Annotated in this window: 18 protein-coding genes; 7 read left to right on the top strand and 11 right to left on the bottom strand. The window is 63.1% G+C overall.

Features of this window, described 5'->3' with window-relative positions; genetic code table 11:
• The first annotated feature begins 13 nt into the window (after window positions 1-13).
• Entirely contained in the window at window positions 14-838 is an 825-nt protein-coding gene (locus J3474_RS08555; RefSeq protein ID WP_242528279.1) for a nuclear transport factor 2 family protein, read from the top strand.
• Between the two features lie 7 nt (window positions 839-845).
• Here the strand turns inward: J3474_RS08555 and J3474_RS08550 are convergent, their stop codons facing one another.
• From J3474_RS08550 to J3474_RS08515, 8 genes are all read right to left on the bottom strand, one after another.
• Window positions 846-1643 carry an SDR family NAD(P)-dependent oxidoreductase gene (locus tag J3474_RS08550; RefSeq protein ID WP_207093806.1) on the bottom strand — a complete coding sequence of 266 codons (798 nt, stop codon included), beginning with the start codon at window positions 1641-1643 and terminating at the stop codon, window positions 846-848.
• 28 nt (window positions 1644-1671) lie between these two features.
• Window positions 1672-2229 (bottom strand): carboxymuconolactone decarboxylase family protein, encoded by a 558-nt coding sequence (locus J3474_RS08545; protein WP_207093805.1) that lies wholly within the window; start codon window positions 2227-2229, stop codon window positions 1672-1674.
• A gap of 22 nt (window positions 2230-2251) precedes the next feature.
• Window positions 2252-3469 carry an MFS transporter gene (locus J3474_RS08540; protein ID WP_207093804.1) on the bottom strand — a complete coding sequence of 406 codons (1218 nt, stop codon included), beginning with the start codon at window positions 3467-3469 and terminating at the stop codon, window positions 2252-2254.
• A gap of 16 nt (window positions 3470-3485) precedes the next feature.
• Window positions 3486-3959, bottom strand: coding sequence for a nuclear transport factor 2 family protein (locus tag J3474_RS08535; protein ID WP_207093803.1), 474 nt, complete (start codon window positions 3957-3959; stop codon window positions 3486-3488).
• Window positions 3960-3962: 3 nt separating this feature from the next.
• Window positions 3963-4568 (bottom strand): EthD domain-containing protein, encoded by a 606-nt coding sequence (locus J3474_RS08530; protein ID WP_207093802.1) that lies wholly within the window; start codon window positions 4566-4568, stop codon window positions 3963-3965.
• 73 nt (window positions 4569-4641) lie between these two features.
• Complete coding sequence (locus J3474_RS08525; protein WP_051009926.1) at window positions 4642-7173, bottom strand: TonB-dependent receptor; 2532 nt, start codon at window positions 7171-7173, stop codon at window positions 4642-4644.
• A gap of 544 nt (window positions 7174-7717) precedes the next feature.
• Window positions 7718-8485, bottom strand: a complete 768-nt coding sequence (locus tag J3474_RS08520; protein ID WP_013836537.1) for an SDR family NAD(P)-dependent oxidoreductase — start codon at window positions 8483-8485, stop codon at window positions 7718-7720.
• A 99-nt stretch (window positions 8486-8584) separates the two neighbouring features.
• Window positions 8585-9664 carry a Rieske 2Fe-2S domain-containing protein gene (locus J3474_RS08515; RefSeq protein ID WP_207093801.1) on the bottom strand — a complete coding sequence of 360 codons (1080 nt, stop codon included), beginning with the start codon at window positions 9662-9664 and terminating at the stop codon, window positions 8585-8587.
• A 123-nt stretch (window positions 9665-9787) separates the two neighbouring features.
• Here J3474_RS08515 and J3474_RS08510 point away from each other — a divergent pair, with 123 nt between their 5' ends.
• Window positions 9788-10663: a LysR family transcriptional regulator gene (locus J3474_RS08510; RefSeq protein ID WP_242528278.1), complete on the top strand. Its 876-nt coding sequence runs from the start codon at window positions 9788-9790 to the stop codon at window positions 10661-10663.
• On the opposite strand, the gene J3474_RS08505 is transcribed toward J3474_RS08510, so the two are convergent.
• Window positions 10633-11151, bottom strand: a complete 519-nt coding sequence (locus J3474_RS08505; protein ID WP_207093797.1) for a nuclear transport factor 2 family protein — start codon at window positions 11149-11151, stop codon at window positions 10633-10635. The genes J3474_RS08510 and J3474_RS08505 overlap by 31 nt on opposite strands.
• A gap of 227 nt (window positions 11152-11378) precedes the next feature.
• Between J3474_RS08505 and J3474_RS08500 the strand changes: the two genes are divergently transcribed.
• A complete protein-coding gene (locus J3474_RS08500; RefSeq protein WP_207093796.1) occupies window positions 11379-12560 on the top strand; it encodes a sulfotransferase in 1182 nt (393 codons plus the stop codon).
• 117 nt (window positions 12561-12677) lie between these two features.
• Here J3474_RS08500 and J3474_RS08495 read toward each other — a convergent pair whose 3' ends face one another.
• Both J3474_RS08495 and J3474_RS08490 read right to left on the bottom strand, forming a co-directional pair.
• Window positions 12678-14399, bottom strand: a complete 1722-nt coding sequence (locus J3474_RS08495) for an FAD-binding protein (RefSeq protein ID WP_207093795.1) — start codon at window positions 14397-14399, stop codon at window positions 12678-12680.
• On the bottom strand, window positions 14399-15193 hold the full coding sequence (locus J3474_RS08490; RefSeq protein ID WP_041558251.1) for an SDR family NAD(P)-dependent oxidoreductase: 795 nt from the start codon (window positions 15191-15193) through the stop codon (window positions 14399-14401). Before J3474_RS08490 ends, J3474_RS08495 begins: the two co-directional genes overlap by 1 nt.
• 169 nt (window positions 15194-15362) lie before the next feature.
• Here J3474_RS08490 and J3474_RS08485 point away from each other — a divergent pair, with 169 nt between their 5' ends.
• The 4 genes from J3474_RS08485 to J3474_RS08470 all read left to right on the top strand — a co-directional run bounded on the left by J3474_RS08485 (window position 15363) and on the right by J3474_RS08470 (window position 18319).
• Window positions 15363-16124: an SDR family NAD(P)-dependent oxidoreductase gene (locus tag J3474_RS08485; RefSeq protein ID WP_207093794.1), complete on the top strand. Its 762-nt coding sequence runs from the start codon at window positions 15363-15365 to the stop codon at window positions 16122-16124.
• A 13-nt stretch (window positions 16125-16137) separates the two neighbouring features.
• Entirely contained in the window at window positions 16138-16851 is a 714-nt protein-coding gene (locus tag J3474_RS08480; protein ID WP_013836544.1) for an EthD domain-containing protein, read from the top strand.
• 68 nt (window positions 16852-16919) lie between these two features.
• Complete coding sequence (locus J3474_RS08475; RefSeq protein WP_207093793.1) at window positions 16920-17795, top strand: SDR family NAD(P)-dependent oxidoreductase; 876 nt, start codon at window positions 16920-16922, stop codon at window positions 17793-17795.
• An 11-nt stretch (window positions 17796-17806) separates the two neighbouring features.
• Window positions 17807-18319, top strand: coding sequence for a VOC family protein (locus J3474_RS08470; RefSeq protein WP_242528277.1), 513 nt, complete (start codon window positions 17807-17809; stop codon window positions 18317-18319).
• Window positions 18320-18357 lie beyond the last annotated feature (38 nt).

Here is an 18357-nt window from a genome sequence, read left to right as displayed (position 1 = left end):
AGGGAGAAGGACATTGACGATCAAGTACGTCGCGTTGCTCAAGCGCCGCGAAGGAATGTCGCATGAGGCTTTCGTCGCATACTACGAAACCCGCCATGCCCCGCTGATCCTCTCCCTGCTGCCCGGCATACAGGACTACCGCCGAAACTACCTGCGAGGCGAAAGCGCCTTCGCTTCTCCCGGCGCCGCGCCGCCGGATTTCGACGTCATGACCGAAATCGTCCTCGCCGACCGCACCGCCTGCGACCGGTTCCTGGCCCGCTCGGCTGAACCCGACATCGCCCGAAAGATCGCCGAGGATGAGGAAAACCTGTTCGACCGGGACTGCACCCGCATGTACCTCGTCGACGAACGCGCCTCGCCGCTGCCTTCAGCGGCTGCCGATCCGGCGCTGCGCGCCCTCATCGACGAGCGGGCGATCATGCGCGGCCTGGCCCGCTTTGCCCGCGTACTCGACAGCAAGGACTGGAACGCGCTCGGCGATGTCTTCGCGCAGGACGTCGCGTTCGATTACGGCACCGGCGAAGAGCGCAAGGGGCTCGCCGCACTTCGCGACAACATGACCCGCTTTCTCGACAATTGCGGCCCCACCCAGCACCTGATCGGCAGCGTGACGGTAGACCTTGCCGGTGATCGCGCCGTCAGCCGCTCCTACGTGCAGGCCCGCCACCAGCGTGCTGGCGATGCGGCTGGTGCGGTATTCGATTCGAACGGCGAATATGTCGACTGCTGGGAGCGACGTCCGGAAGGCTGGCGCATCGTAAGACGCGACGCGAACTGGCAGACGCACGCCGGCGATCCCGCGATCCTGTCGGCAGGATCGGGCGACCTGGGCTGATGCTGCCTTAGTCCTCCGGGCCGAGGTCCGGCACCCAGGGCACGCCGTTGATGTGGCCTCCGCCATCCACAAACAGCGTATTGCCGGTCAGGTAGCGCGCATCCTCGCTGGCAAGGAATACCATGACACCCCCGACGTCGGCCTCCGGATCGCCCATGCGACCCATCGGATTGGCGGCGGCAGTCGCGGCGGCGACTTGCGGCTGCATTTCCTCGAAGCGTCGATAGGATGCCGACTTTGCTGCCGGGCAGACGATGTTCACGCAGATCCCGTGGGCAGCCCACTCCCGCGCTGCCGTGCGCGAATAGGCGCGCAGGGCCTCCTTGCCCGCGTTGTATTCCGCCGTACCCATGTGGGCGTTGACGCCATTGAGCGAGGCGACATTGATGATCCGCCCCCAGCCCTGCTTGCGCATGATTGGGAAGGCTGCCTCCATCGACCATTTCGCGGCATAGAGGCACATGTCCATGGCACTGGCGAAAATGGCATCGGTCTTGGCCTCGATCCGCGCCTGCCCTTGCCCGCGATAGGCATTGTTGACGAGAATATCGATCTTGCCGAAACGCTCCACGCATCGCTCGACGGCGGCGAAGACTTGCGCCCTGTCGGTCACGTCGCAAGCGATGAATTCCGCACCGGCACCCATCTCGCGCAGTTCCGCAGCGACATGCCTGCCCCGCTCGGCATCGAAATCCACGACCAACACCGAGGCACCTTCGGTCGCCATGCGCCGCGCCGTGCCGTGACCGATACCGTCAGCCGCGCCCGTGACGAGAGCGACGCGCCCATTCAGCCTGCCTTCCATCAATCAAACCTTCCCTTGAAACCTGTCCTCAATCGGCCGATGCGAAAGGCATGCAGACGCTGTCGAAGCCCAGCACATGGGCAATCCTGCCAAGCCCGACCCAGGCGGCAACGCAGTGCGAGAGGTCGACGATTTCGGCATCGCTGAACAGCGCATGTGCGCGCGGCCAAAACTCCTCGTCTTGGGCGAGGACCTTCGGCTCTTGGGCGAAACGTTCGGCGAACTCGATCGCAAGGCGCTCGCGGTCGGAGAACACCTTCGCCTCGCGCCAGCTCTCGACCTCTGCGTAGAATGCCTCATCCGGCGCCGGTCCATTGTCGATCACGAGATGGTCCGCGCGCTGCCCGGTCGCGGCGAACATCGCGCTCGCATCGCGCGCAGCGCCAAATTGCTGGCAGATGATGCACCCGTTGATCTGGGCGATACGTGAACGCGCGCCCTCGAACTCACGCAAAGTCAGGATGGAATCGCGATAGACCGCCTTGGAGAAGGCGTCCGCGGCCGCCATGATGGTACGGGCATGGTTCCTTGCGGCGAAACCATAAGGATCGTGTCCCTGATCTACTGGAATTGCGATGCGGATCATGAATATCCTCCTCGGTGAGCCATCAGGCCGGCTCGGCCACGGCCAAAGGACGGCCGCTGGCGAGCGAAAAGGCGAAGAACAGCATCGAGACCGCGAATGACGCGGCAATCAGCATTCCCGCAACCGGCGCATAACCGCCCGCCACGTCATGCAAGACGCCCGAAAGCGGCGGCAGGGCGAAAGTAAATGGCAGATTCGCGATGGCATAGAGGCCGATCACCCGGTGCAAGGCCGCAAGACCGAAGACCTGCCCCGCAAGGACATTGACGGCCGGGAACACCCCCGCGCCCCCCGCTCCGATCAGAAGGACGACGGAGACCATGACCGGAAGGTCGGACGTCGCCAGCAGCGCGCTCCATCCCAGGGCGGTGAGCACGCCGATCAGTGCCAGCGTGCGCGCCGCGCCCAGCCATCCGCAGAGCATGCCGACCACCAGCGAACCAGCCACGCTGGCCCCGCCAGTGAATGTAACAAGAAGCGCCGCATGCTGATCGGAAAGCCCGCGCTCCACACCGAAAGCGACGAGGTGCGTCATGCCGGTGATGCCAACGGACGTCAGCGTTCCCGCACCGCAGACAAGCACCCAGAAGGCCGGGCGCCTGAAGATCGTGCGCATCGCCAGCGCAGGTGTATCGTCATGCCCGAGCCCACTGACACCGGCCAGTGGCTCGCCAATCCCGAGGGCCAGAGGCAGCAGGAGGAGATGAAGTCCCGCCAGCAGGAAATAGAAGGAACTCAATCCCAGCGCAGCGATAACCGGCGTTCCGGCGACCGGCAGAAGCGCCACGAGCACCGGCATGCTCACGAATCCGAGCGCAGGCCCCGGGTTCGGCTGAAACCAGCGGCTTGCCAGCATTGCCGAGGAGAACGGAACGAAAGCGAGACCCAGACCGATCGGCAGAGCATAGGCGAACAGGACCAGACCCATGCCCGCCTCGCCCAGCAGCGGTGCGAGGCCCAGAAGCAGATAGCCGAGCCCGGATAGGATCACGCCCGCAAGGATTGCCACGCGCAGCCCGAAACGGCCGATGACACCTGCGGCCAGAGGCGCGCCCACGCCCATGACGAGGACGGCGAGCGCCAGCCCGAACGTCGCCATGCCGCGCCCGACTCCGAAATGCGCCTGCACCGGCAGCACGGTGATGCCGAAAGCTCCGAAAGCAGCGCCAACGACGACATTCTGGCAAAGGAAGCCGCGCAGCGCCATTGCCCTGCGCGTGCCCGTGTTTATTCCGTCCATGCGTTTTCCTGCTCCATCAGATTCTATCCGGAACGTCATCGATTGTCGGGATTGCAGGCATCTGCGGCACGTTGTGCGCGTAGCCCATTTCCTCGTATCGCTCGGCGATCCTCCAGCCCTTTTCAGTGCGTACGAGCTTGTCGCGGTACCAGAGGCCAATGAAGAACACCTGCTCGGCGCCGTCGTCCTTGCGATAGACCATCGGGTTGAACAGGATCGTCCGGCTCGTTGCACGGTCGCCGTCGAGGTCCAGCCTGGTGGTGGCAACCATGTGCTGGAACAGCGGAAAGCGTTCCATCGCCAGCGGCAGCCACGCCTTGATTTGCGCCAGCGTGCCGCGCGCACCGCCGGTCTCGCGATAGTCTATCACGGCGTCGGGCGTGAAGACCTCGTCCAGTGCGTCCCAGTCGCGCTCGTCGATCGCGAAACTGTAGCGGGCTAGCAGGTCCTGAATCTCGAGGCGGTCCGAAATTTCCTGAAGCGGCAGCATGTCCTAGCTCCTTCTCGTGCCGAGCAGTTCGGTCACCGCGGTTCCACAGCGCCGAACCAGCAGAGCCGTGACCGCAAGGCCCGACAGATCGGGAAGCGCGCTCGGCTCACCCGGAAGCCAGATCACCGCGGACGCGGGGAACTGGGTGCCGGTGTCGACCAGATCCACCGAGACACCCTCGGAGTGTTCTGCCATTTCCCGCGCTCGTTCAATTACTTGCGCATGAATATCCGCGCTGGCCCGCGTTCCCGAGACCAGCAGGGCCGAGCGCAGGCCGAGGGCATCTGCCCTGGCACCCGGCGACAGCACGATTTCCTCGACGCGCGCTGGAACGACCTTCGTGCGGTCCATGAATTGTTCCTCATCGGCGCGCATGGTCTCACCGACCGTTCCTGCCAGCAGGGCGGCCGTGCCCGCCATGTCGTCATTCCAGAATTCGCTTATCGTGTCCCATCCGAAGTCCGGCGCATCGATCAGGTGATTGCGCACGTAGCCTGAAAACGGGAACAGCCCGGCTGCGAGCGGAGCGTGTTTCTCTTCGTAGTAGCTCTGGAATTGTCCGCGTGTGGTCCCCGGCTTTCGGGCAAGGGCGCAGAGGCTTTTGATCATGTACAAATTGGCCACTTCGGCAAAGGAAACTGGCCCCGGCTCCTTGTACAGAGCCGGGGCATCAAATGGGGGATCAGCCGCCGCCGAAGGTGTACTTCAGGCGCAGGCCGTACATGCGCGGCTCGCCATAGAGCGTCGACCAATAAAGCAGCGCGCCCTGCTGATAGACGTCGGTATTGGAGATCCGGTAGCTCTTGTCGACAAGGTTGGTGCCGAAGACGCCCACGTCGAGACCGCTGCCATAGACATTCTTCCAGTCGAGCGACATGTTAAGCAGGCCGAACGGCTCAAGGTAGGCGCCGGGTTGCTGCGAGGGCAAGTTGATCGCCTCGGTGAACTGACGCGAAGTGTGCGAATAGTTCGCGAAGAAGGAAAGGGTGCCGGCGTTTCCACCCAGCGGCTGTTCGGCCGCGACATGGAAGCTCCAGATATAGGGCGAGACATACTGGAAATCGAGGCATGAGGAATCCGCGATGCCTCCTGGAGCGATGACGCCGTTGCAGGCGACGGCGCCGGTAGCGGTCTGATACTCGTACTTCTTGTACTTCGCGTCGGTATAGCTGAAGTTACCGCCGATCTCGATGCCGGGAAACGGACGCATCATCGCTTCGACTTCCACGCCGTTGATCCGGGCATCCGCGTTAAGCGTGCGCGCACCGCTGACATTGGTCCTCGGGTTATAGTCTCCCGTCGCACGCTGGATGCCCTTGTATTGGGTATGATAGCCAGTGACGTTCAGACGGAAAGGCACGGTGCCCAGATGGAAGTCCGACTTGAAGCCGGCCTCATAGGTGGTGACCTTTTCCGGATCGAATGTCCGGGTATCCGGATCGCCGTTTTCTCCAAAATAGACGGCATAGGTATTGAAGCCACCCGCCTTGTAACCATGGCTGACCTTGCCGTAGATCATCACGCCGGACGTCACCTTGTAGTCCAGACCCACCAGCCATGAGGGCGAACTGGTCTTTTTCGAACCATCGAAGCGGCAGTCCTGCAAAGCCGTTTCGAGCGGCACGACAAGCGAGGTATCCCTGCCGCAGATAACCATGCCGGCAGGAAGCGAGGCATCGAAGTTATACTGCGTGGCGAAGCCCGAGACGTGATCCCAGGTCTGACGATAACCGCCGGTCAGGCGAAGGCCATCGAGCGATGGAGACACAGCGCCGAAGTCAAGGGTGGCCTGCCCATAGAGCGCCTTGGAAACCGTGCTGTTGCCGTACTCGGAGTGATTTGCCGTGCAGAACCCGGTGTATAGCGCGGGGCAGTACACCACCGAATTGGTAGACTGCCTGCCATCCGGCTTCTGGTTGAAATAAAATCCGCCGATGGTCCAGTTCAACTTGCCGTCGAGCATGTTGCCCTGAAGCTGCAGTTCCTCGGTCCAGGTCCGGAAATTGTCGCGCGGCGTTTCACGGTCCAGAGTCGCATTGATGTAGGTCAGCGGGAATGTCGTTCCCGGCAGAGTGACGACGCCAGGCGCGGGCAGCACGCCCGGATCGTTGTCGTGCTGCTGCAGCACAGTCGCGTCGCCATCGTAGCGATAGCCGACCTTCATTTTCTGGTAGCTGACGATATTGCGCAGGGTAATTTCGTCGCTCAGATCGATGTCGGTTGTGTTCGATGCCCCCCAGGTCTTGGTCTTGGAGAAGGTGTCGATAGAGAAAGCCGTCTGACGCGTGCCTAGGGCATCAGCCTGCGCCGTTGCGGCGCGATACACGTCACAGGGCACGCCGATCGGGCTCAGGGGATTCGGCGGATCAGAGCAGAAGCCCACCGCCTGCAGGCCAGCGATATTGAAACCACGATGAATCAGGCCAGCGCCATTGTTGTCCGAATTCGAACCGAAGATCATCGTGTAGTTGCGGATCGCGTCGGTCGGCTTCGCAAGAATGCCGATACGGCCCGAATACCAATGCTCGTTGTCGCGATCCTTGTTCCAGACCACATCGCGCGTGTAGCCGTCGCGGTCGTGATAGGCGCCGACCACGCGGACGGACAGCTTGTCCTCGACGACCGGCAGGTTGACCGCGCCTTCGACATTGCGGCGCTTGTAGTTGCCCAGTTCGCCCTTGATCCAGCCGCCCAGTTCATCGGTGGGCTTCTTGGGGACGAGCAGCACGGCGCCGCCCGTGGTGTTACGTCCGAACAGGGTGCCTTGCGGACCGGCGAGGACCTGCATGTTCTCAAGGTCGACGAAGTTGCCCGGACCGCCCTGCTGGCTGAGCGTGATGCCCGAAGCCAGCGGCACTTCATTCAGGTATACGACCACGCCCGGCGATGCCTGGAACGTCGCGCCCTGCCCGCGAATGGTGAAGGAGTTGGAATCGCGCGAACCCTGACCATTCGGGCCGACGACGAGCGAGGGAACGGTGGCCTGAAGGTCCTGCTCCTTGGTGATGCTCTGCTGCTCGAGCCGCTGCGGAGAAAGGGCCGTGATCGAGATCGGAACGTCCTGCCCGCGCTCCTCGCGGCGGTTTGCGGTAACGATGATCTCGCCAATGCCGCGATCCGCTTCATTTGCACCCTGCGGCGCATCCTGTGCCCAGGCCTGTCCCGGTACGAGAATGGCTCCCCATGCCACCCCGGCAAGCATTGCGCTGCTCATCCGGCGACTAAGGACACCAACGCAGCTGAGATCATGCATTCCGACTCTCCCTCTCTGAATACTTCAGCAGACCGCCTGCTTCGTCGGCATGCCGGTCGTTGGAAAAGAGATGGAAAGCGCTCCGTTTTTCGCGGCGGCAGAGCCCTTATTCAGGCAACCGCTTCGGCCCCTGTCACGCAAGGACAGGCTCCCCGAAATTCAGGCTTCCGCAGTACATTCTCTCCCGCCGCCGGTTATCCGGACTGCATGATGATTCGTTTATCACCTACGCAAAATTGTATCAATAGCAACTTTATGTACGTATTTGCGTAGACTCTGAACAGTGCTTGGACGAACTCTTGCAGGCATGGTCGCGTGAAGGGATTGCCGGGGCGTGCGGCAGCGACAGTTCACCAGACAGGACCGGACGGCAAACTGCGCTTCTCGAAACCGATTTTCTGATTACATTTCAATGGAATGACGCGCGGCGTCCGACGGCGGAGTCGCGCCTTTTTCACCCCGGCGATATCCGCCTGTCAAATCGGCCGCACGCCCGATCGTGCGGTCAGACGCCGAAACCGCCCGAGACCGAGATGGACTGGCCGGTCGTATATGCGCCCTCGTTCGATGCAAAATAGACACAGGCGTGACCGATCTCTTCAGCCGTGCCCCAACGTTTCAGGCACAACAGCTTGTGTGTCTCGTTCACCCAAGCTTCGTCGAACTGGCCTTGCCGCGTCAATTCATGAAGCTGACCGGCATCGATCACGCCCACCAACACGGAGTTGGCGCGAATGTTGTGGCGCCCTTCTTCCTTGGCGATGCCCTTCACCAGTTGCTCGTTAGATGCCTTGACCGCAACGGACATGCCGTCGCGTGCAGGCCACCAGTCATGGCCTGCCGATCCCAGCGTGACGAAGCTGCCGCCACCCTGCTCGCGCATGTGCGGAATTGCCGCTTGGGCGGCAGTGAAGAAGCCATGGACCTCAACTTCGAAAGCATGGCGCCATTCCGCAAGCGGCGTTTCAGCAAGGTAGCGCTGGTTCACGAGCGGTCCGGCCCCCCACACGACGGTGTGGACCCGGCCATGCTCGGCAACCGCCGCCTCGAGTGCGGCGCACACTTGCCCAGGGTCTGTCACGTCGGCAGCGTGGACGCTCGCCGCGCGGCCCTGCGCGCGGGCATGATCGGCCACTTCATCGGCCACATCGCGCTTCGAACGGTAGACGACTGCGATGTCGCTGCCGCTCTCGGCAAAAGTGCGTGCAACGCCTCGTCCGATACCACCACTGCCGCCAAACAGCAGAGCGCACCCCTTCGGAAATGTGGCCATGTCTCTTCTCCCGTAGAATTCAGTCTTGTTATCAGGTCATCCTGAACGCGATGCGGCCCACCCCGAAAGGGGCGGGCCGCATCGCGTCATTCGCGCCGGTCAGGCGGCCTTGTTGCCAGGCCGCTTGTCGAGCGTGACGACGACGCCGTTCACCCGCTTCTGCATTTCCCTCGCCTTCTCGCGCGAATTGAAGAACTGCTTGTACCAGGCGCGAACCTTGCCATAGGGGCCGTCATTCGGGATCGCTAGCGGGTTGAGGCACGCACGCTTGTTAGCCCAGATTTCCACATCCTGCGCGAAAGCGAGGCGGCTTCCTTCCTGATATTCAAAGGCAATGGTCCGGTCTGCGTCGGTGGTTTCGCGCGAACCATCATGCACTTTGACCATCAGTGCGTGCCACGAGCGGGTCTTGCCGTCCTCGATCGGCGTATTCGCGATCATGATGAAGCTGTCGAACGCACCGGCCATTTCCGACTGGAGGAAACCGGGGCCTTCATACCAGGTGTCGAGAACGAGTTGATCCTCGTCCGCCGCCGTCAGCGTGCGGTGACCGGCGCTGTAGTATTGGTGGACGATGTGGCCCTTGAACTCGTTGGCGAAATACTGCCAGTCCTTGGCGCCGTGGATCGGAATGAAATGGCCGAAATCGGCCATGTTGTCGACGATCTCGATACCGTGGACTTCAAGGTCGCCCATGTAGTCGACCTTCCACTCGACCCAGCCTGGCTCGCCGTAGTGGCCACCGAAGTCAGGCAGATCGACGTCGGGCTCAAGCGCTTCGGGATCGTGCCACATCCACAGGATGCCAGCCCGCTCGACGACCGGATAAGTGCGCAGCTTCGCGGCCTTGGGGATGAAGTCCGAATAAGGAATGTGCTTGCACTGACCGTCGGCGCCGAAGGCCCAGCCGTGGAACGGGCAGCGGATCGCTTCCCCCTGCACGTGCTCGCCGTCGCGCACGATGTAGCTGGTGGTGTTCTTGGCAAGGTGCGCACCCATGTGCGGACAATAGGCGTCGACCACGTAAGGTTGTCCGGATTCGCCGCGATAAAGGACAAGATCCTTGCCGAAATAACGGATTGCGGCAGGAATCTTCGTCGCCTCCTTCGCCTCGCCGATCATGAACCAGCCGCGCGGGAAGTCGAACTCGCCAAGGCCGTATTCCTGGGTAGTTGCCATGTGCATCAACTCCTGAATCAGTGCTACTCGTTTGCAGCGCAATTGATGCCTGTTTACCGCGCATACCCCCTGCATGCGAAGGCTCTTTCCTATGCACATTGCTTGTGCAAATATGCACGGGCCATGCAATGGGATGATCTGCGCTACTATCTGGCCGCCGTCAGGGCCGGTTCCTATACCGCCGCCGGACGTCGGCTCGGGGTCAATCGCACGACCGTGGGCCGCCGGATCGAGGCGTTGGAGGAAGCCGTCGGCATACCGCTGTTCCACGAGACGCCGCTGGGCCACGAACCGACGCGCCAAGGCGCCCACCTGCTGGAGACGGCGGCAAGAATCGAGGCGGAAGTCGAGGCCTTACAAGCCCGCATTGCTCCTTCCGTCCAACACGAAGGGCATGTCCGCATCGCCGGAAGCGGCGGCATCGTTGCCGAGTTCGCGGCCGAGCTGCTGGCCTTCCAGGAAGTGATGCCCCGCGTCTCGGTCGAACTGCTCGGCGAACTCGATCCGCTGGATGCGATCACTTACCGCCGTGCCGACCTCGGCCTGGCGATCATCCGCAAGCCGCCGCGCCGGATGGCTGGCATCGAGATCGCCACGATGTCGCAGGCGCGTTACGGACTGCGGGGCGGCAAACGCGCAAGGCAGCTTGGCTGGGGGCATGAACTCGACGCCGCGCAGCCCGGCCAGTGGATCACCGCGAACCCTTCCGGCGATGCCGCCGAGGCGCTTGGGCTAACGACGTTCAATTCCTGGCCGCAGATGAAGCAGGCCGTGCTCTCCGGATTCGGCACCGCGAAGCTGTGGTGTTTCGCGGCAGACGCCGAACCCATGCTCGAACGGCTGGACGAGCCCGATCCCCGCGACGATTATCCGCTATGGCTGATCCACCGCGCCAAGGCCCCGCCCAGTCCGGCGCTCAGCGGACTGATTGACTATCTGGGCAAGGCGCTTGCTGCGCGGCTTTGCGATCAGACGGCCAGCCGCGCCAGCAGCTCGTAGGTCCACGAGGGATCGTCTCTACCGGATGTTCCGGCCGGCGCTTCACCGCCAAGCGCCCGCATCGCCGCTTCATCGACCGCGCGCATCTCGCCATGATCGAACACCAGCGAGCGATGCGTGAACTTCCAGGTACCGTCCCTGCGCTCGTAGCGGTCGAGGTAGCGGCCATGAACGATCAACTCACGCCGATCGGGCAGAAGGGTGCGATGATAGGCGCGAACATGGTGCGCGCCTTCGGCACGGTCACCCTCAACCGCAAACAGGCTGTTCGCAATGGTGTGGACGGTCAGTTCCCACTGCGCCATCGCTTCGGGCAGCCAGGCGACGAATTCATCCGGCCCGCCACGAAACATCGTCCCATGTTCATCAATCGCATCGTCGTGGTAAAGCGATCGCACGAGTGCGAAATCGCGCCGGTCGCACCCCCGGCAATAGCGCATCACGAGATCGCGGAGCGCGACCTGCGCGAGAATGTCTTCCTGATCCACAGCCTCTCTCCCATAGCACCATGCGATGCATATTTATATAATTTCTACGCATATTACTATTTAAGAAGACACATAAGTCCTTTATGCGAAGTTATGTAAGGTGAAATTGATTGACCTTGGGTGTTCGCGTCTGCCATTCTCTGGCCTGCGAGCGCTCGAGTCCGCAAGACCGTCGGGCGAACGCCGCCCTCCGATGAAATGGAGGGCCTGGGAGAGAGATTGCAAGCATGACCAATACTATCAGCCCGACCAGGGCGCTGGACCGCGAAACCCTGCTACAGGCCGCCCGCGAGCGCACCGCCTTGGTCGATTTCGGTGACGGCTGGTTCCTCGAACCGATGGATCGGTACATTGCCGCCGCCAATGCGGAAGCCCGGCTGACCGAATCAGGGCTCGCCGCGCAGACCGAAGTCATCGTCAAGGGCCTCGCCAGCCGTCTCCGCATGGTCGAGGACATCAGGCAGCATCCGGAAATCCTCGAGGAAAAGGTCGAAGTCGCCGCCGTCATCCTTGGACTTCCGCGCACCGGCAGCACGATCTTCCACCGCCTGCTGTCGAGCGCACCGGGCATGACCGCGATCCGCTGGTACGAGGCGCAGAACTTTGCGCCCTTCCCTGGTGAGGAACGCGGCCACCCGGTCGAGCGACGCGCCTATGCGCAGGCCATGATCGACGGATGGCTGCAGGCTGCGCCGGAACTCGCCTCGATCCACCCGCTCGATCCCGATGCCCCGGACGAGGAAATCCTTATCCTTGGCCAGATGTTCGTCTCGACAATGGTTGAAGGGATGACCCACGTGCCGTCCTTCTCGCGGTGGCTGGACGACTATGACCAGTCGCACGGGCACGATGATCTCAAGACCATCCTCAAGTACCTGCAATGGCAGGCACCGGAGCGGCGCGGCACGAAGTGGATCCTGAAGAGCCCCTCCAACCTGCCTTACGCGGAGCTGGCGGCAAAGGCCTTCCCGGACGCCTTGCTGGTGATGACCCACCGCGACCCGATCGACATCGTGCCGAGCTACGTCAGCATGGAGGCGGCGCTCTACAAGCTCTCGGCTACGCTGACAGACGAGGAAGTGGGCCGCTTCTGGTTCCCTCGCCTCGTCCAGTGGATGCGCCGCTTCGAGGAAGCGCGCATCAGAATCGGTGAGGACCGCTTCATCGACATCGACTACCGCCTGGTCCTGCGCAGCCCGCTAGAGCAGGCCCACCGCGTGCTGGAGCGCATCGGCGTTGCGGTGGACGAGAAAATGGAAGCCGCGCTTGCGGAGTTCATGGCCGGCAACAAGCGCGAACAGCGCCCGTCGCACGACTATTCGCTCGAGCGCTTCGGGATCGACGAAGCCGACGTGCGCCGTGAATTCGCAGCGTATCGCGCCCGTTATGTCGAAGGTGCAAAGGCCTGACCATGAACAGGAGAAAGGGCAGCGCCATAGATCGTGACGCTGCCCTGGCCCGAAACCGCCCCTGACCGGCACCTGCTCCGGTTCAGGGGCGTTCCCTTAAGCCCACATGCGGATAGATCAGTCGTTGGCGCCCGTCATGTCGCGCGCCGCGAGGTAACCGAAGGTCAGCCCCGGCCCAAGCGTGACGCCCGCGCCCGGATAGCTTTCGCCCATGGACGAGGCGGCATTGTTGCCGACGGCGTAGAGCCCCGCGATCGGCGCTCCGGCTTCATCGACCACTTGCGCCTTTGCATTGGTCGTGAGGCCGCCATTGGTGCCGATGTCTCCGGGATAAATCGGCATGGCATAGAACGGCGCCACGGTAAGGGCACGCAGGCACGGGTTGGGCTGGTTGCGCGGATCGCCGTACATCTTGTCGTAGGCCGGTTCGCCGCGATGGAAATCGGGGTCCTCGCCCTTGGGCGCATATTCGTTGAACCGCGCGACGGTAGCCGAGAGCCGGTCCGGATCAACGCCCATCTTCGCGGCAAGAGCCTCTATCGTGCGCGCCTTCTTCAGGATCTTCCTGACTCCCGCGCTCTGCATCCAGTCAGGCATGAGCGGCAGCAGCGGACCCATCGGGAACTGGTGGCGGTAGCGGAAATCGAAGACCATCCAGCTTGGCGAAGCATCGCCATGATCACGCTCGCGCGCGGCCATCTGCTGACCGACGACGTGGTACGAAGCCGCTTCGTTGAGGTACCTCTCGCCCTTCCGGTTGACCATGATGCAGCCCGGCAAGGCGCGCTCTATGGTGCAAAGCCGTCCGCGATCCTCGCCCGGCACATAGAAAACCGGAGCCGCCCAGGCGGACTGCAGGTTCATCGTGCCAGCGCCCACTTCAACGCCCGCGCGGATGGAATCGCCGGTATTGCTGGTCACCCCGCCCGAGTACTGCGCAGTCGGATAGAGCGGCGCATTCTGGTCGCGCATGTCCTGGTTCTTGTCGAACCCGCCTGCTGCCAGGACCACCCCCTTGCGCGCCCGAATACGCAGGAGCTTGCCGCCGCGCTCGGCGACCACGCCGACGACGCGGCCATCCTCGCACACGAGCTGCTTCATCGGCGTTTCCAGCCAGAGCGGCACGCCCTTCTCATTGAGCGCGACACGCAGCGCTCCGGTGAGCGCATTGCCGAGCGTGAGACGACGATCCTTGCGACTGGTGAAGCGGAACGGCCAGTCGAACCAGTATTTCCCCATGTTCACGGCAAGGCCCGCAATCCACCCCTTGGTGCGGTAAAGCAACTGGTGCGTCTCAGCGAAGGTCCACTGCAGATAACCGAAGAGGCTGGCCGCGGGGGACGGGAAACGCTGCGTCTTCACGTCCTTGCCCAGCTTCTTGCCGTCGAACGCCAGCGGCAGGTGAGTGCGGAAGCCCTGCGCCGAACCACCGGGATTTTCTGCGTGATAGTCTGGGTATGGCAGCGCCAGATATTGCACCCCGGTATGGGCGGTCAGCCAGCGCAGCATCGAGGCTGCGTTATCCACGTAGGCGCGGATATTCTCGTCCGGCACGTTGTCGGCGGAAAGCGCGCGCACGTACTTGAACGCATCGTCGAGGTTGTCCTCGAACCCGGCCGCCTTCGCCTGATCGCTGCCGGGAATCCATATCCCGCCGCCTGAGGTGGACGAAGTGCCGCCCCATTCCGCCGCTTTCTCGATGATGAGCACTTCGGCGCGGTTGCTGGCTGCGACGAGGCCGCTCATCAAACCGCCCGCTCCCGAACCTACGACAAGGACATCGACTTCCTTGTCCCAGCCGGCAGCAGCCCTGGTCTTTTCGCTGGCTAATGAATGCATCACTGGTCCCTGACGAGGTGGAAATGCGGGGTCTGCCGGGACGTGATCTGGGCATTGCGCGCGGCAAACCCATCATCGAAGGCGAGCGGCTGCGGGATGATCCAGTATTCGCCGCGTTCGATCGCATCCAAGACCAGGGGTGCGAATTCGTCGCCGGTCAAACCGTGCTCGTTGAGCATGGCGGTCAGCGTGTCGTGGAAGCCCTTGGCCTCTTCCGGCGGAGTTTCGCGGAAGATGCCCGACTTCACCGGGCCCGGCGCCAGCAGCGAGACCGCAATGGGCGCGCCGATCGCGGTCAGCTCGTGCAGCAGGCTCTCCGTCAGCGCAACGACAGCGAACTTCGTCGAGGTATAGGGCGACATCAGCGGCGAGGGAAGGAAGCCGCCGATCGATGACGTATTCACGATCCGCGAGGGCGTTCCCGCCGCCAGCATGCGCGGCACGAACGTGCGAAGGCCGTTAAGGACGCCATCGACATTGACGGCCCATGCCTTGTCCCAATCGCGCTTGGGAATGTCCCAGACCTGCCCGGTCACCAGGACGCCTGCGTTGTTGAACAGCAGATCGACTCCGCCGAACCTGTCCCATGCGGCATCGGCCAGCGCGTCGACAGAGGCAGGATCGGTCACGTCGGCCGCCACGGCAATCGCCTTGTCGCCAAGCGGTCCGGCAACGTCTGCCAGCACGTCCGCGTCCCGGTCGGCAAGAACCACATTCATGCCGCGCCGAACCGCCTCGCGCGCCAGCCCCGCGCCGATTCCCCCGGCCGCACCGGTAATGACGGCCACGCTCATGCCGCGGCTCCGACAGCGCGGCTACTGATTTTTGCCATAATTCCTAACCTCTCCCAGTCATAATCAACGCATGTTAAGGCAGGTATTGCCATATAAGCGCTTCGATGCGTAACATACATTGAATTATTCTACGAACAAGACGGTCAGGAACCGTCCTCGGGGAGAGGTTATGAACGACATGAAAGGCAAGGTCGCGCTGATCACCGGTGCCGGCCAGGGCGTAGGCCAGGGCATCGCCCTCGCCATGGCGGCGGCTGGTGCGGACGTGGTTCTCACCGGGCGTACACTATCCAAGGTGGAAGCCAGCGCAAGGCTCGTCGAAGAACGCGGTGTTCGTGCACTGGCGCTTTCCTGCGACGTCAAGAATGCCGAAGACCTGAGGGCCGTGGTCGATGCCGCGGTCGGGAAATTCGGCGGCATCGACGTGCTTGTCAACAATGCGCAGGAAGTCCCGTTGGGGATGCTCGACGACGTCACCGACGAGGCCTTCCTCAACGGTTTCACTTCCGGCCCGCTTGCCTCGCTGCGGCTTATGAAGCTCGTCAAGCCGAGCATGGTCGCGCGCGGCGGCGGCACGATCTTCAATTTTGCATCCTCTGCCGGAATCCGCTGGGACATGGCTTTCTACGGCGCCTATGGCGCGGTCAAGCAAGCCACCCGCGCCCTTACCCGCGCTGCCGCTTCCGAATGGGGCCGTGCCGGAATCCGCGTGCTCACCATCGCCCCGCACGCCGAATCGCCTGGCCTCAAGGGCTGGATCGAAAACAACCCGGACGAGGCCGAAGCCTTCTTCAAAACGATCCCGCTCGGCCGCATCGGCAAGCTGGAGGAAGACATCGGCCGCGCCGTCGTCGCCCTGTGCGGCCCGGACATGGGCTACCTGACCGGCGCCACTGTCCCGCTCGACGGCGGGCAGGCAAACTTCGACTGAAGGAGCAGCAGGGATGGAAAAGATCGTCTGCGCCCTCTGGGCTGCCGAAGGCGAACCCCGCACGGACTTCGCACAGCGCCTGCTTGAAACCCTCCCGGTCACGCTCAAGAAAGCGGGCGCCAGCGGCATCCGCCTGAACCTGCGCGACGAAGCCGTCGCACCGGCTGCCGGGCTGATCCAGCAATCGCAGGAACCGCAGCAGGATGCCCTGGTTCAGTTCTGGCTACCCTCTGCCAATGCACGGTTTCGAGGCGCCGTCGACAAGGTGCTGGCCGCGCATTCGGCGCGCTTCGCGCTGTGGCTGGTCTGCGAATCGACGATCATCCCCAATACCGCGCACCCACTGGCCGAAGGCCGCAGAACATGGGGCTGGAGCCAGGCGAGTTTCATCACCTTCCGACCCGACCTCACGCGCGAGGAGGCCATTGCCCATTGGCACGGCCATCACACGCGCGTGGCGATCGATGTCCAGGCTAACTTCGAATATGTCCAGAACATCGTCGTGCGCCCTTTGACCGAGGGCGCCCCGGCCTACGATGCCTTCGTCGAGGAATGCTTCTCGCCCGAGGCCATGACCGACAGTCCGGCGTTCTTCGACGCGGCAGGCGACGAGGAGAAGTTCAACCGGAACCTGAAGGACATGATGGATAGCTGCACGGCCTTCATCGACTTCGCGCGGGTCGACATCATCCCCACCAGCCAGTTCGATTTTCGCAGTCTCGATTGAGAACCCCGCCGCCGCGGCAAGCGATCATGCAGTCCGCGTCGGCGACACAGCACGAAAGGAATACCCCGATGTCTGATCGCAAGATTGCCCTGGTGACCGGCGCCAGCCGCGGCGCTGGCGCGGGCATTGCCCGCGGTTTCGGCGAGATGGGCTACAAGGTCTATGTCACCGGCCGCACCGTCACGCCGGGCAATGCCAAGGGCTGGGACGGCAGCGTCCTGCCCGGCACCGTCTCGGAGACGGCCGCGAAGATCAACGAATTGGGCGGCGAAGGCGTGCCGATCGTCTGCGACCATGCCGACGACGCGCAAGTCGCCCGCCTGTTCGAGCAGATCGCCGACGAGAACGGCGGCGAGCTCGACGTCCTCGTAAACAATGCCGCATATATGCATCACCAGCTTATCGAGAAAATGCCCTTCTGGGAAAAGGATCTCGATGCCCAGAAGATTCTCGATGTCGGCCTGCGCAGCGCCTACGTCGCGAGTTGGCACGCCGCCCACCTGATGGTGCCGCGCGGATCGGGTTGCATCGCCATGACCAGTTCCTTCGGCGCGACCTGCTACATGCATGGCCCTGCCTACGGCGCACAGAAGGCCGGCCTCGACAAGCTGGCGCACGACATGGAGCACGACTTTCGCGGTACCGGCGTGATCGCGGTTTCGCTCTGGCTCGGAATGCAACTGACCGAGCGCGCGCAAATCTCGGCCAAGACCCATCCCGAACAATACGAGCAGATGCTGGCCATGGCCGAGAACCCGGAATTCTCCGCCCATGTCATCGACGCCATCGACCGCGCGCCCAACCGTGACGACCTTTCCGGCCAGACCCTGATCGTCGCCGAAATCGCCAAGGAACTCGGCATCTCCGACCGCGGCAATGAGCGCATTTCGCACCGAGAAATGCTGGGCAGCCCGCGCACGAAGAATCCTGCGGCGATCTATTGATGACAAAACGCGTGCCGCGCGCGATCGATCAGGTCGCCTGGATCGTCGACGATCTCGACGCCGCGATCGCGCGCCGCCTGCACGCGGACGGCACGGGGCCGTGGACGGTTTTTCGCAATGTCGAGATGGCGGGCACTTATCTCGGCCGCGAGACGAAGGTCACCATGGATGTGGGGCTCGCCTATGCCGGGGACTTGCAACTTGAACTGATCGCGCCGACGAACAGCGCCCCTTCGCCCTATCGCGGACAGGACGGCAAGGCGCGCATTGGCTTGCACCATGTCGCGTACGTGGTGGAACAACTTGAAGAGGCCGTTGCCGAAGCGCGCGCGGCGGGCCTCGATCCCGTGTTCGAGGCCGCCAATGCTGCAGTGCGGGTTGCCTATCTGCAGCACCCCGCCGAGCCGGGCGCGCTGACCGAGTTCATCGAGGGCGAAGGCATGCGCGCGCTGATGAAGCAGGGCATTGCCGCGGCTGCGAACTGGGGCGGGACCGATCCGAATCGGGAGATCTCAGCATCATAAGCGCCTTCCCACGGATCGGATTGCGGTATCTTTCGGAT

It is taken from the genome of Novosphingobium sp. PY1, assembly GCF_017312445.1.
Taxonomy (GTDB): Bacteria; Pseudomonadota; Alphaproteobacteria; order Sphingomonadales; family Sphingomonadaceae; genus Novosphingobium.
This window is presented reverse-complemented; position numbering and strand designations above follow the sequence as displayed.